The sequence below is a fragment of the Actinoplanes sp. NPDC004185 genome (assembly GCF_053603475.1).
In genome coordinates this window covers 79,214-92,447 of record NZ_JBSGFR010000002.1, presented here as the reverse complement: position 1 = coordinate 92,447, position 13,234 = coordinate 79,214, and the positions used below count along the sequence as shown (strand labels likewise).

Annotated in this window: 13 protein-coding genes; 3 read left to right on the top strand and 10 right to left on the bottom strand. The window is 70.2% G+C overall.

Annotation, left to right across the window (positions count from 1 at the left end):
- Positions 1–141: 141 nt before the first annotated feature.
- Both ACWEOZ_RS02570 and ACWEOZ_RS02565 read right to left on the bottom strand, forming a co-directional pair.
- Entirely contained in the window at positions 142–1,236 is a 1,095-nt protein-coding gene (locus ACWEOZ_RS02570; protein WP_451909006.1) for a PLP-dependent cysteine synthase family protein, read from the bottom strand.
- A 3-nt stretch (positions 1,237–1,239) separates the two neighbouring features.
- The gene (locus ACWEOZ_RS02565; RefSeq protein ID WP_212989590.1) at positions 1,240–1,701 is read right to left on the bottom strand and encodes an Lrp/AsnC family transcriptional regulator; all 462 of its coding nucleotides are present in this window, start codon (positions 1,699–1,701) and stop codon (positions 1,240–1,242) included.
- Positions 1,702–1,922: 221 nt separating this feature from the next.
- On the opposite strand from ACWEOZ_RS02565, the gene ACWEOZ_RS02560 reads away from it, so the two are divergent.
- Positions 1,923–2,198 (top strand): BldC family transcriptional regulator, encoded by a 276-nt coding sequence (locus tag ACWEOZ_RS02560; protein ID WP_125808202.1) that lies wholly within the window; start codon positions 1,923–1,925, stop codon positions 2,196–2,198.
- On the opposite strand, the gene ACWEOZ_RS02555 is transcribed toward ACWEOZ_RS02560, so the two are convergent.
- The 5 genes from ACWEOZ_RS02555 to ACWEOZ_RS02535 are packed head-to-tail and all read right to left on the bottom strand — an operon-like array spanning position 2,171 to position 6,867.
- Positions 2,171–2,806: a UbiX family flavin prenyltransferase gene (locus tag ACWEOZ_RS02555; RefSeq protein WP_451909005.1), complete on the bottom strand. Its 636-nt coding sequence runs from the start codon at positions 2,804–2,806 to the stop codon at positions 2,171–2,173. The genes ACWEOZ_RS02560 and ACWEOZ_RS02555 overlap by 28 nt on opposite strands.
- Positions 2,807–2,831: 25 nt before the next feature.
- Positions 2,832–3,953 carry a hypothetical protein gene (locus ACWEOZ_RS02550; RefSeq protein ID WP_451909004.1) on the bottom strand — a complete coding sequence of 374 codons (1,122 nt, stop codon included), beginning with the start codon at positions 3,951–3,953 and terminating at the stop codon, positions 2,832–2,834.
- 1 nt (position 3,954) lies between these two features.
- Positions 3,955–4,482, bottom strand: coding sequence for a SigE family RNA polymerase sigma factor (locus ACWEOZ_RS02545; RefSeq protein WP_360550801.1), 528 nt, complete (start codon positions 4,480–4,482; stop codon positions 3,955–3,957).
- 31 nt (positions 4,483–4,513) lie between these two features.
- Complete coding sequence (gene mqnP / locus ACWEOZ_RS02540; RefSeq protein WP_451909003.1) at positions 4,514–5,410, bottom strand: menaquinone biosynthesis prenyltransferase MqnP; 897 nt, start codon at positions 5,408–5,410, stop codon at positions 4,514–4,516.
- Complete coding sequence (locus ACWEOZ_RS02535) at positions 5,407–6,867, bottom strand: menaquinone biosynthesis decarboxylase (protein ID WP_451909002.1); 1,461 nt, start codon at positions 6,865–6,867, stop codon at positions 5,407–5,409. The genes mqnP and ACWEOZ_RS02535 overlap by 4 nt, the downstream gene beginning before the upstream one ends.
- Positions 6,868–6,989: 122 nt before the next feature.
- Between ACWEOZ_RS02535 and ACWEOZ_RS02530 the strand changes: the two genes are divergently transcribed.
- Together ACWEOZ_RS02530 and ACWEOZ_RS02525 are read left to right on the top strand one after the other, a co-directional pair.
- Positions 6,990–7,913, top strand: coding sequence for a hypothetical protein (locus tag ACWEOZ_RS02530; protein ID WP_451909001.1), 924 nt, complete (start codon positions 6,990–6,992; stop codon positions 7,911–7,913).
- Between the two features lie 1,050 nt (positions 7,914–8,963).
- The gene (locus ACWEOZ_RS02525; RefSeq protein ID WP_451909000.1) at positions 8,964–9,605 is read left to right on the top strand and encodes a hypothetical protein; all 642 of its coding nucleotides are present in this window, start codon (positions 8,964–8,966) and stop codon (positions 9,603–9,605) included.
- A 184-nt stretch (positions 9,606–9,789) separates the two neighbouring features.
- Here the strand turns inward: ACWEOZ_RS02525 and ccsB are convergent, their stop codons facing one another.
- Genes ccsB through ACWEOZ_RS02510 form a run of 3 tightly spaced genes read right to left on the bottom strand, consistent with a single transcriptional unit; the run spans position 9,790 to position 13,234 of the window.
- Positions 9,790–10,770, bottom strand: a complete 981-nt coding sequence (gene ccsB, locus ACWEOZ_RS02520) for a c-type cytochrome biogenesis protein CcsB (RefSeq protein WP_451908999.1) — start codon at positions 10,768–10,770, stop codon at positions 9,790–9,792.
- Complete coding sequence (gene resB / locus ACWEOZ_RS02515) at positions 10,770–12,398, bottom strand: cytochrome c biogenesis protein ResB (protein ID WP_451908998.1); 1,629 nt, start codon at positions 12,396–12,398, stop codon at positions 10,770–10,772. The genes ccsB and resB overlap by 1 nt, the downstream gene beginning before the upstream one ends.
- On the bottom strand, positions 12,395–13,234 hold the full coding sequence (locus tag ACWEOZ_RS02510; protein WP_451908997.1) for a cytochrome c biogenesis CcdA family protein: 840 nt from the start codon (positions 13,232–13,234) through the stop codon (positions 12,395–12,397). The genes resB and ACWEOZ_RS02510 overlap by 4 nt, the downstream gene beginning before the upstream one ends.

Sequence of the window (13,234 nt, the reverse complement as noted above, 5' to 3'; positions counted from 1 at the left end):
CCGGCGGCGAAGACCAAGGCCCGGACGGCATGGGAGGAGCGGCGGGTACTTCCTCGGCGTCGTGCACTGCGCTCCTCGAACCCGAAACCCGTCACAGGCCTCAGATCCTCCCAGGTCCACCGCCGCAGCGCTGCCCCCAATTCAGGCAGGCTTCCAGACACCCGTGGCCAGGAACGTGTCAATCGCCGCCAGGTGTGGTTCGAGGGTGATGCCCTGCTCGCTGACCCAGGCGTCCGAGTAGTACGTGTCCGCGTACCGCTCGCCGCCGTCGCAGATCAGGGTGACCACCGACCCGCGGTGGCCCGCCGCCCGCATCTCCGCGATGAGGCCGAAGGCCCCGCACAGGTTCGTGCCCGTCGAGCCGCCGACCCGGCGCCCGAGCACCGCCGAGCCGGCCCGCATCGCCGCCAGCGAGGCCGCGTCCGGCACCTGCACCATCCGGTCGACCACCGCGGGCTGGAAGGAGGCCTCCACGCGGGGGCGGCCGATGCCCTCGATCCGTGAGCCGCGGCCGGTGGACACCGTCCAGTCGCCGGAGACGTAGGCCGGCCAGAACGCCGACCCTTCCGGGTCGACCACGCACAGCTTGGTGTTCAGCTGCCGGTAGCGGGCGTACCGGCCGATGGTCGCGCTGGTGCCGCCGGTGCCGGCCCCGACCACGATCCACGCCGGTACGGGATGCCGCTCCAGCGCCAGCTGCAGGTAGATGGACTCGGCGATGTTGTTGTTGCCGCGCCAGTCGGTGGCCCGTTCGGCGTGGGTGAACTGGTCCATGAAGTGGCCGCCGAGGTCGGCCGCGAGCGTACGGGCCGCCGCGACGACCGCCGTCGGGTCGGTGACGAGGTGGCACTTGCCGCCCTGGAACTCGATCAGCGAGATCTTCTCGGGCGACGTGCTCGCCGGCATCACCGCGATGAACTCGAGCCCGAGCATCCGGGCGAAGTACGCCTCGCTGACCGCGGTCGAGCCGGAGGACGCCTCGACGACCGGGGTGTGCGGGCCGATCCAGCCGTTGCAGAGGGCGTACAGGAAGAGTGAGCGGGCCAGCCGGTGCTTGAGCGAACCGGTGGGGTGCGACGACTCGTCCTTGAGGTAGAGGTCGATGCCCCAGGAGCGGGGCAGCGGGAACGGCAGCAGGTGAGTGTCGGCCGAGCGGTTCGCGTCCGCCTCCACGAGCGCGATCGCCTCGCGGGCCCACTCCCGGGCGGTGTCGTCACAGCGGTCGTGCTGGTCCATGGCTCAACCTGCCGTCGGGTCGAGGCCGGGCTGGGGGCGGTTCTCCCACTTCGTGGACAGCGCGATGGCCGTCCTGGTCGACGCTACGCCGCGCGTCCGGTTGATGCGGACGATCAGCTGCTCCAGCTCGGCGATCGTGCCCACCCGGACGGTGAGCTGGTACGACTCCACGCCCGCCATGAAGTAGCACGACTCGATCTCGGGCATCACCCGCAGCGCGGACAGCACGTCGTCGGTGTCCGCGCCGGAGTCCTCGACGATGCCGATCAGGGCGGTGACACCCAGCCCGATGGCCTCGTGCTCGACCTCGGCGCGGTACGCCCGGATCGTGCCGGCGGCTTCCAGCTTGCCCACCCGCTCGTGCACGGCGGGCGCGGAGAGCCCCACCTGCCGGGCCAGCTCCGCGTACGAGGAGCGGGCGTTGTCCCGCAACAGGTCGATCAGGCGCAGGTCGATGGCGTCCATGGCTTCAGAGGTTAGTGCGACACGTCCTGCTACCTCACGCCCGGTAGCGGGCTCGGACCGCCGGACGCAGCAAGGATAATGGTCAACGTCGCAATCGGGGCTTTTTCCGCATTTCAGCGACTTGCTGTTTTTGGCGATGCTCTAATGGCACTACGTCCCGATCGAGCACGCCGACACGCACTGTGACCAACGGCGCTCCAACACGACGCGAGGAGAGGGCCGTGGACACAGGAGATCGACTGCTGACGCCCGGGGAGGTGGCCGCGCTGTTCCGGGTGGACCCGAAGACGGTCACGCGCTGGGCAGCCGCCGGACGTATCGGCAGCATCCGTACTCCGGGTGGCCACCGCCGGTTCCGCGAGTCCGAGGTGCGCGCGCTGCTCGAGGGCGACGGTGTCGTCGAGGAGATGCGCGAGGACGACGCGGCCAACCGCCCGCGCAACGGCGGACCCACCAATCCGGGGCAGAGCTACGGCCCGCCCAACGGACTGCGCTGATTCAGTTCTCCCGCCCATCGCGTGAAGAGCTGATGGGGTACGCCCAGAGCGTCCAGCACCTTGCCGGCCACGAAGTCCACCAACTGGCCGGCGGTCGCCTGCGCGCCCGAGCCGTAGAAGCCGGGGCTGGCCGGTAGGACCACCGCCCCGGCGTCGTGCAGGGCGATCAGGTGCTCCAGGTGGCTGCGGGTCACCGGGGTCTCGCGGGGCACGACCACCGTACGGCGGCGCTCCTTGAGGTTCACCTCGGCGGCCCGCTGGAGCAGGTCCTTGGACAGCCCGATCGCGATGCCGGCACACGCGGCCGTGCTGGCGGGCACGACCGCCATCCCCTTCGCCGGGTAGGAGCCGCTGCTCGGACCGGCGGCCAGGTCACCGGCGGGCCAGTAGTTCAGGTCACGGAGGTCCCGGCCGAGCCACTGCTGCACGTCGTCTTTCCAGTGCGCGTCCCGTACGGTCGCACCGGTCTCGTCGAGCAGCGTCAACCTGGCCGCCTTGGAGACGACCAGGTCGACTGCTTCGCCGGCGTCGAGGAGCCCGTTCAGAACGGCCTTCGCGTAGGGCGTGCCGGAAGCTCCGGAGACACCGACGATCCACGGGGTACGCATGCTTCCAGCATGCCCCAGGCGATGATCAGCTGACGGCCTCGGTGGCCGCGAACCAGGTCGACTCGTCCTTCGGGTCGGCGAACTTCACGTCCTTGAGCATCTTGATCATCTCGGTGTTGCCGATGAAGCCGCCCCCGTTGAGCTCGACGAAGAACTTCTTGTCGGCGGTGTAGCGGTAGCAGAGGCCTTCCTGCGGGCAGTAGGGAGCGTTCCCCGGCGCCTGGTACTTCTGCTCCCTCGCCGGGTAGACCTGCAGCGACAGGATGGGCAGCTGGGTGTCCCCCACGATGAACGGGTCGCCGACCGGGCCGGTGAGCTTCTTGTACGGGAAGTCGCCCTTGATCAGGCGCAGGTAGGACGTGCCGTCGAAGGTGGCCCCGAGGTAGTCCGACGTCGTCCCGGCCGCACCGAGCTCGAAGCCCGCGGGCACGTAGCCCAGCTTGAGGCCGACCTTCACCGGCTGCTCGGGACCTCCGGTGAGGCCCTGGGCGATCGACTCCAGCTTCGTCGCCGGGTACTTGAGCCTGCCCTGCACGATGACCTGCGCCCAGGCGTCGTCGGCGTACTTCCAGGTGTAGGTCGACTCGGCGTACGGGGCCGGGAGGCCGGGCTTGATGGCCTCCTTCTTCTCACCGGCGTGGAACCAGCCGGCGCCCGCCTTGGGGTCCTTCTTCGCCTTGGCCGGGTCGAAGGCGCCCTTGGCGTACGTCACCACGTGCCCGATGACGTTCGGCGTGTAGTACCGCCCACCGTTCTCGTCCTCGTACGCCTGGCCCTTGCCCGGCGCGGTGATCGAGGCGACCTGGTAGCCCGGGGTCACCAGCACGGCGCCGTCGACGGTGAGCTCTCCCACCTTGTACTCGGTGAACGTGCCGGAGAACTCGGTGGACGGGTAGGCGAACGCCTTCTTGGCCGGCTTCTCGGCCTTCGGGGCGGCCGCTCCGGAGTTCACCGTCGCGGACTTGTTGTTGCCGTCGGGCAGCAGCTGGGGCACGGCGACCGCCCCGGCGACGGCGAGCACGACGGCGGCTGATCCGGTGCCGGCCCACAGCGCACGCCGGCGCTGCTGCCGCTTGCGCCCGGCCGTCAGTGCGTCCTGCACGCTGTAGCGCGGGGGCGGGGCATCCGACTTGGCTTCCTGCAACATGTCAGACAGCTCGTGCGGCACGGTAATTCTCCCTGTTGACGAACACCTCGGCGCCCATGGCGGTGCGCAGGGCCTCCAGGCCCCGCGAGGTGTAGCTCTTGACGGTTCCTTCCGGGCACCCCAGGGCCTCTGCGGTCTCCTGGATGCTCAAGCCCTCCAGGTAGCGCAGAGTCAGCACGGCACGCAGCCGCGCGGGGATCTTCTGCAGTGCGTCACGGATCCGCAGCCGTTCGTCGACGGCGTTCGTGTCGTCACGCAGGTTGGGCCGGTCGGGCATGGCATTGCTCTGCGCGCGCTCCCGCCGCCACCACGGGCGGCGGGTCTCGTCGATCGCCGCACGGACCACGGCGGTGCGCGCGTACGCGCCCGGGTTGTCGATGCGCCGCCACTTCACGTACAACTTTGCCAGCGCGATGAGGACCGCGTCCTCAGCCGCCTGCCAGTCGCCGCAGGTGAGATAGGCGAGCCCGCGCAGCGGCTCCATCTGCGCGGCTACGAAGGCGCTGAACTCCCTGTCTCTGTCACTCACAGCTAGTAGACGGAAGTCGGCGGCCGGAAAGTTACAGCAGAATCAGATCGAGGACGGCGAAGACGAACAGGGCTATGCCCACGAAGCCGTTGGCCGTGAAGAACGCCCGGTTGACCTTGGAGAGGTCGGTGGGGGTGACCACGACGTGCTGGTAGGCGAAGGCGGCCGCGGTCAGGGCCAGGCCGATCCACCACAGCCAGCCGAGCCCGACGAGCTGGCCGAACCACACGAACAGCGCGAAGGTCAGCACGTGGGTGGCGGTGGAGATGTGCAGCGCGGTGCGGACGCCGAAGCGGGCCGGCGTGGAGTGCACGCCGATCCGCCGGTCGACCTCGACGTCCTGGCAGGCGTAGATGATGTCGAAGCCGCCGATCCACAGCCCGACCGCGACGCCGAGCACCCAGGCCGGGCCCGAGCCGTCGAACGTGCCGGTGATCGCCAGCCACGCCCCGACCGGCGCGACGGCCTGCGCCAGGGCCAGCACGTAGTGCGGGAAGTTGGTGAACCTCTTCGCGTACGGGTAGATCACCAGCGGGATCACCGCGAGCGGCGACAGGATCAGGCAGAGCGGGTTGAGCAGGGCCGCGGCGGCGAAGAGCACGACCAGGGACACGGCGGCGCCGGTCCAGGCCGTGCGCACGCTGACGGCCCCGGTGACCAGCTCGCGATTGCGGGTACGCGGATTCTGCGCGTCGATCTTGCGGTCCAGGATCCGGTTGGCCGCCATGGCGAAGGTGCGCCCGGAGACCATGGCGATCGTGACCAGCAGCAGGTCGACCCAGCGCACGCCGGTGCCGGCGCGGTCCATGGCGACCAGGGCGGACAGGTAGGCGAACGGGAGCGCGAAGACCGAGTGCTCGATCGCCACCAGCTTCAGGAAAGACCTGATCTTGCCTGGCTGCTCCGGCGCCGCGGCGACCGCTGTCATATGCCGTATTCCTTCCACCGCTTGTCGACCAGCGAGACGACCTCGTCCGCCATGGTCATCTCCTCCGGCCAGCCCCGGGTGTAGCCCTCGCCGGGCAGCTTACGGGTCGCGTCCAGCCCCGCCTTGCCACCCCAGAACTGCTGGTAGGAGGCGTGATCGAGGTGGTCCACCGGGCCCTGGGTGATGAGCAGGTCGTGGTCGTAGTCGACGTTGCCGAAGGCCCGGAACGCCACCTCGTTGTAGTCGTGCACGTCGCAGTCCTCGTCGACGATCACGATGAGCTTGGACAGCGACATCAGGTGGGCACCCCAGACCGCACTCATGATCTTCTGCGCGTGCTTCGGGTAGCGCTTGCGGATCGAGACGATCACGCAGTTGTGGAACACCCCGGCGGCCGGCATGTCGTAGTCGACGATGTCCGGGATCAGCATCTTCAGCAACGGCAGGAAGATCCGCTCGGTGGCCTTGCCGAGGCCGTGGTCCTCTTGCGGCGGCTTCGACGTGACGATCGAGTGGTAGACGGGCTGCTTGCGCATGGTCATGCACTCGATGTGCAGCACCGGGAACGGCTCGACGGGTGTGTAGAAACCGGTGTGGTCGCCGAACGGGCCCTCGGGCGCACGCTCCCCCGGCTCCAGGTAGCCCTCGAGGACGATCTGCGCCTGCGCGGGCACCTGCAACGGCACGGTCAGGCAGTCGACCATCTCCACACGCTCGCCGCGCAAGAAGCCGGCGAACAGGTATTCGTCGATGTCGCCGGGCAGCGGGGCGCTGGCCGCATAGCTGACCACCGGGTCGCAGCCGATCGCGACGGCCACCGGCAGCCGTTCGCCCCGGCGCTCGGCGACCGCGTGGTGGGCGGTGCTGTCCTTGTGGATCTGCCAGTGCATGCCGAGCGTGTTCTTCGAGTGCTGCTGCAGCCGGTAGAGGCCGAGGTTGCGCTTGCCGGTCTCCGGGTGCTTGGTGTGGGTCAGCCCGTAGTTGTGGAAGATGCCGCCGTCGCCGGGCCAGACCTGCAGGCCGGGCAGCTTGCCCAGGTCGACCTCGTCGCCCTTGAGCACGACCTCCTGACAGGGGGCGCTCTTGACCTTCTTGGGCGGGACCGACTTGAGCTGCAGCACCTTGCCGATGCCCTCGCGGATGCCGGACCAGCCGACCGGCAGCTCCGGCTGGATCAGCGAGCCGATCCGGTTGCCGACGTCGTCGAGGCTGTCCACGCCCAGCGCCATCGCCATCCGCTTCTCCGTACCGAAGAGGTTGACGACGATCGGCATGTCACCGCGGGTCGGGCGCTCGAAGAGCAGGGCCGGGCCGCCGGCCCGGACGGTGCGGGTGACGATCTCGCTGATCTCCAGCGTCGGATCGACCGGTACGCGGACCCGGCGCAGCTCACCGGCCGCTTCCAGGGCCGCGATGAAGCTCTGCAGATCGTGGTACGGGAAGCCCTTGGCAGCCATGTTCCCAGTCTTGCACCACGGGACGGCAAGTGATCGGCGGGCGGGAACCGTCACCGGGGGATCTCGTCCGGCGTTGAGCCAGAGATGTGGTTTCCGCGCTGGTCAGGGGCGAGGTGGGCAGCTTGAAATTCCGGTCCGTGGCGCGCTGGTGCGCCCTGGGTGGCCTGGTCACGGCGCTGATGACGGCGGCTCCGGCCGCCTCGCACCGCAACCACCGGCTCCCCGCCTGCGCGGGCGGTGAGGCGTCTGTCACAGCGCCGACCGAGCCGGCCGGCCGGAGCGCCCGGAAGGCCTGCCGGGCCACCGGACCGATCCTGGAGTCCGGCGTCCGGCTCGACCGGATGCGCGAGCGGGCCACCCCGAGCGGCTATCACCACCTCGGCGCCGGCACCGGCGGCGAGTGGGGCGGGGTCTCCGGCCGCATCGAGATCGTCGACGGCGCGGTCCGGCGCAACACGTACGACTTCGTGGCCGGCCGCTTCATGGTCAAGCGCGACATGGGCGCCGGATCCATCGCCTGGCTGGAGGCGGGGTGGGCCGAGACGGGCTGGGCCGGTGGCGGCCGCCAGCACATCTACACGTTCAACACCAACACCAAGACCTGGCAGTTCTACGACCAGTATCAGCTCAAGCCGGGCGACAAGATCTGGCTGGACCTGCACACGGACGCGAACAACGTCTGGCAGGCGTGGCTGTGGTGGAACAACCGGTGGAACCTGTTGACCGCACAGCAGCTGCCCGTCGGCTCTCGGGCGTACGTCGAGCAGTATGTCGAGGTCCACGTCGACCCGAGCCGCCCGGCCCGGGTGGTGGTTCCTCCGGTGACCGTGGACAACGTCCAGCTCCGCCCGCCGGACGGCGGCTCGGCCCGGTACTGGCGCGACGACGTCGACACCCAGATCGGCGACCAGGCCCAGCAGCGGGCCGGCGGCTTCTGCCTGGACTGGGTGACCCGCTACGACACCTGGACGGCCGGCGACTGCGCGGGTGGTGTGGGGGCCGGCTCCCCGACCGGCGTCACGCCCTCGGCCGAGGAACGCCCATAGCGATCGCTCCCGACCGGGAGACGCCGCAGCGTCGGGCACCCGACACGCGGTACTTGACCTCAGGAAAATATCCGCAACGGTCTCACCTCGAACCCGGCTCGTTACCCACCGTAGCGCTGCGCCGCGCGCCGCCCCGGACGTCCACCAGGCCGGAAAGGCGGCGGCCCGCGGCCGACAAATATCGATCGCGACAGATCAAAAGAGCCCGGGTAATGAATGGACCCGACCCGTCGGAACGTCGGCCGGGTCAATTTCTCCACCTTCGCCGTGGCAGCTCAGCACATCTCGTGCCGATAACGAACACCCTGGAGAGCGCTCCCTGCCTTTGTGGCCGCCGACGGACCCATTTCGGCGGCCCCGGACCACGTAAAGACATTCGTTTACACCCGGACGGGCGAGACCACGGAAACGATCATTCCCGGAATGGATCTTCGCGGGCCGGCCGACAAAGATCATCGTGCGGATGAATGCCCTGGTGAGCGCCTTGAATGGACCGGGCCCACCGTACGGTGGCACCGGCAGCACCGGCGACCACCGGGGACCAGCGCCCGGCCCGGTCCAGGATCCGGGGCCTCGCCAGCGCTTTCGGCCGCCGCTGTGGAGATCGCGGGTGCCGGCCGGTATGGTGGCCACCGCGGAAGTCAGCGCATTTCCGCTCGATGGTGCGTCTGATTGGTCTCGGGCCGGCATCGAATGAGCAGGACCCGGAAAGCAGTTGTCGTGGCAGCTTCCGGAAGTGATCAAGGGGTCGGCGCAACTTCGCTCCGGCCCCTTTTTCATTCCACCGCTGACACTACCGGAGGGTAGGCCCTTTTCCCCCGCAGGTCACGGCCGGCCGATGACCTATCAAGCCCCCGCACAACAGCGACGCTGCGTGCTGGAATACGTCGGCGCCCTGGTGCACAATCAAGCACGGCGGGGGTTTCGCCCACGAACGGGACCCCGCGCCTTCCTTGAGCTATGGCCCGAGACCAATTCCATTGACGACTCATCACCCCAAGGAGCAAGTGCAGTGACAGTCAGTTACATCGCGGCCGGAGGACGGACGTGATGACCGGCGCGGTGCAGGAACCCGGGGAACCGAACGAGGGCCGGCACCGCGCCGACTTCGCCACCTTCCGCCGGCCGTCCAGCGAAGCCCTGGCGCTGGAGCACGAAGCGGCCCGTATGCGGGCCAAACTGATGGACCCGGAAACCGCACTCCGTGAGCTGGCCGAACGCCTGACCTTCGCCCATGTGAACGCGGGCAAGCCGTCGCTGGGCGTGCTCAGCGAAGCCGTCCACTACAGCAAGGGCACCCTGTCCAAGGTGTTCGCCGGCAAGATGGTGCCGTCCTGGCCTCTGGTCGAAGGGCTCGCCGCCGAGCTCGGGGTGCCGACGCAGACCGTCGTCCGGGAATGGTTCCACCTCTGGACCGCGGCGAACACGTTGCGGCGCAGGCCGGGCGGGATGCGCGAGCGGACCGCGACCGAGCCGGCCCCCACCGCGGCGCCGAGTGTGGCCCCGGCCTTCACGGGTTCGGGCCACACCTGCCCGGCCTGCGGCAGCTGGGTGGTCGACCCGGCGTTGCACGCCCAGTGGCACCGCCAGGCCGGGGAGGTCGGCCGGGGAGGGCCTGCCTCCGGGGCGCTCGGCGGGTGGGGCGCACAGGCCGGGACGATCGGGCTGAACCGCGAGACGCTCGGCCGGTGAGCTCGTCCCCCCGCCCCGGGTGGCGGGGCGGGGGACGAGTTCAGCGGTAGGCGCACTCCTGCAGGGCGTAGAGATCCCCATCCCGGTGTCGACCACCCTTGCGGCCCGGTCCTGGAACTGCGCCAGCGTCCGCAAGCGGGCCCGCGGCCGCCCGTTGGTGGTTCAGCGCGGCGGGCGCAACGGCTTACATCCCGCCGGCGTTGGCGTACGAGTGCAGGCCCTCGAAGAACAGGTTGACGCCGAACAGGTTCATCAGCATCGTCACGAAGCCCAGCAGGGCGATCCAGGTCGCGGTGGTGCGCTTGACGCTCGGGGTCGCGCGGGCGTGCAGGTACGCCGCGTAGACGACCCAGGAGATGAACGCCCAGACCTCCTTGGGGTCCCAGGCCCAGTAGCGCCCCCACGACGCCTCGGCCCACAGCGGTCCGGCGATCAGCGCACCGAAGGTGAACAGCGGGAAGGCGAACGCGTGCAGCCGGAACGTGAGCCGCTCCAGCAGCTCCGCCGCCGGCACCTTCGCCCCCAGCGTGTACGGGAAGTTCCGCTTGCCCCGGTCGTAGCCGTCCCGGACCAGGAACATCGCGGCCGGTACCGCCCCGATCAGCAGGATGCCGGAGGCGATGATGATCGTCGAGACGTGCACGACGTACCAGTACGAGTTCAGCGCCGGCACCAGCGGGCTGACCGGCGTGTACGCGATCAGCCCGGCCGCGCCGAGCAGCACGACCAGCGCGAGCGCGGTGAACAGGCCGAGGTGGCGCACGGCCGGCTTGCGGGTGATCACACCGAGCCAGACCGCCGAGCCGACGAGGGTCACCGCGAGGATGAACTCGTACATGTTGCCCCACGGCATGCGGTGCGCCGCGACGCCGCGGGTGACCACCGTGCCCAGGTGCAGCGCGAAGGCGAGCCAGGTGAGCCCGACGCCGATCAGGCCGAGCAGGGCACCGCGGTCCCGGGGCGGCGCCGGCGGCACGACGTCGTCCGCGGGCGGCACCTCCACCTCGCCCGGTCCGCCGGAGCCGACGAGCTGGCGGGCCGGCCGGGTCGCCGCGCGGCCGATGTGGCTGCGGTTGCCGAACGCGTACTCCGCCGCGTAACAGACCATCGCGGCCAGGTACGCCAGCACGGTGAAGGCCATCAACTGGTCAGACAACTCCGCCATCACGGCGTCCTCTCCTCCGGCGTCCGGCGCGCCGCCGCCACGACCTGCTCGAACTCCTCGTGGAAGCCCGGATAGTCGGTGCGCGGCAGACCACCGGCCTCCATCAAACTACCGCCGGTGCCCGACTCGGACCCGGCCGGGGGCGAAACCCGGAACCACACCCGGCGGCGGTGCCCGGACAGCGACAGCATCAGCCCGAGCAGACCCAGCACCGCACCGCCCAGCACCAGCGGCTGGGTCGGGTCGTAGCGCACCGCGAGGGTGGCGAACTGCCGGGTGCCGACGAACTCCAGCTTGGTGCCGTCGTCCAGGGTCCAGGTCTGGCCCGGCGTCAGCCGCTGCGGCCGTTCGCCGCTGACCTGCTTGAGCTGGCCGTTGGCCAGCTGGCTCCGGTCCAGCGCGTAGACCGAGCCGGGCAGGCCGGCGTCGACCCCGAGATTGCCCCGGTACGCCGTCAGGAACAGCGCCGGCTCCCGTTCGGCCGGGAAGATCGAGGTCGGGCCGCCCTTCGGATCGACCGTGGGCAGATAGACACCCTCGAAGGCGACCTGCAGGTCCTCGTCGCGCTGGTTGGTCTTCGGGTCGATGTTGACGTCGGGGAACTGCGCGACGCCCTCGCTGGTGAGCATCTGGTCGCGCGGCAGGAACGGCACGATCCGGGTCTGCTGCTGGCCGAAACGATCGGTGAACCGCAGGATCGGCGCGTAGCCGTGGCCGAGCAGGTGCACGTTGGCCTGCGACAGGCGCAGGGGGTGGTTGACCGTGAACTCGGTCGGGCGCCACGGCCCGTCCTGCTCGGTCTGCACGGTGGCCTGCGCGCCGAACGACTTGGGCTGGCCGTTGCTCTGGTACGTCGCCTCGAAGTCGGTCAGCCGCAGGCAGAAGAACGGCAGGTCGGCCGCGTCCAGGCGGGGGCCGAGGGAGGACTCGTCGTACTGCGTCACCGAGTTGCAGAAGCCCAGGTCGTCGCCCTGCACCAGGAGGCGGTTGCCGTGCCAGCCGTACCAGTGCCCGAAGCCCACCCCGATCAGCACCGCCAGCAGTGCGAAGTGGAACAGCAGGTTGCCGGTCTCCTTGAGCAGGCCCTTCTCGGCCGAGACCGTCCACGTGCCGTCCGGCCGCTCGCGCACGACCGTGCGGAAGCGGTGCCGGCGCAAGCCCGCGGCGACGGCAGCGGCCGCGGCGGCCGGATCGTCCGGTCGCGGCTCGGCCGCCGCATGCTGCGGCAGCCGCTCCAGCCGGCGAGGAGCATCCGGGGGTACGGTGCGCAGCGCCCGCACGTGGTCGAGCAGCCGCGGTATCACGCAGCCGACCAGCGAGGTGAACAGCAGCAGGTAGATGGACGCGAACCAGGGCGAGGCGTAGACGCCGAAGCCGCCCAGCCGGCTCAGCACCGGGGCCAGGTCGGGATGTTCCCGGAAGTAGGTGGCGACGTTCTCCGGGTTGATCGCGCGCTGCGGCAGCACCGAGCCCGGAATCGCGGCCACGGCCAGCAGGAAGAGCAGCACCAGGGCCGTGCGCATGCTGGTCAGCTGCCGCCAGGAGTTGCGCAGCAGCGCCCACAGCCGGTTGGGCCGGCGCGGCGGTGGCTCGGCCGCGGGCGCGGGGCGCTGCTCGACAGCGGTCACAGCAGGGTCCCGGCGTCGAAGTTGAAGGTCGTGACCAGCCAGATCAGGAAACTGTTCCAGCCGCCGGTGACCAGGGCCAGCCCGACCAGCACCAGCAGCACGCCACCGATCCGGGTGACCCACCGGCTGTTGCGGCGCACGGCCTTGAAGACCCCGAGCAGCCGGCGGAAGAAGAGCCCGAACAGCACGAACGGCACGCCCAGCCCGAGGCTGTAGGCCAGGGCCAGCACGACGGCCCGGTCGGTCTGCCCGCTGGTGGTGGCCAGGCCGAGGACCGCGCCCAGGGTGGGGCCGGTGCAGGGCAGCCAGGAGAGCCCGAACAGCGCCCCGAGGACCGGCGCCCCGGCCAGGCCGGCGTTGGGCAGCCAGTTGATCCGGGCCTGGCCCTGCATACCGGGGACCAGGCCGATGAACATCAGGCCGAGCACGATGATCAGCACCCCGAGCACGATGTTGAGCGTGCGCTCGTGCGTCTTGAGGGCCAGGCCGATGTTGGCCACCAGCGTGGCCAGCAGCATGAACACCACGGAGAAGCCGACGACGAACAGCACCGTCCCGGCCAGCACCCGGCCGCGCCCGGCGGTCCGCACCCGCGGCTTCGTGGCCACGGCGACGGACCCGCCCGGCTCCGGTCCCGGCTCAGGCTGGGACTTGGGCGGCACCCCCAGCGCGGCGTCGAGATCCGCACCGGCGAGCCCGGTGACGTACGACAGGTAGCCGGGCATGAGCGGCAGCACGCACGGCGACAGGAAGCTGACCAGCCCGGCTATCGCGGCAGCCCCGATGGCCAGCAGCAACGGACCACTGCTGGCGACGTCGGCGAAGGTCTCCCCCAT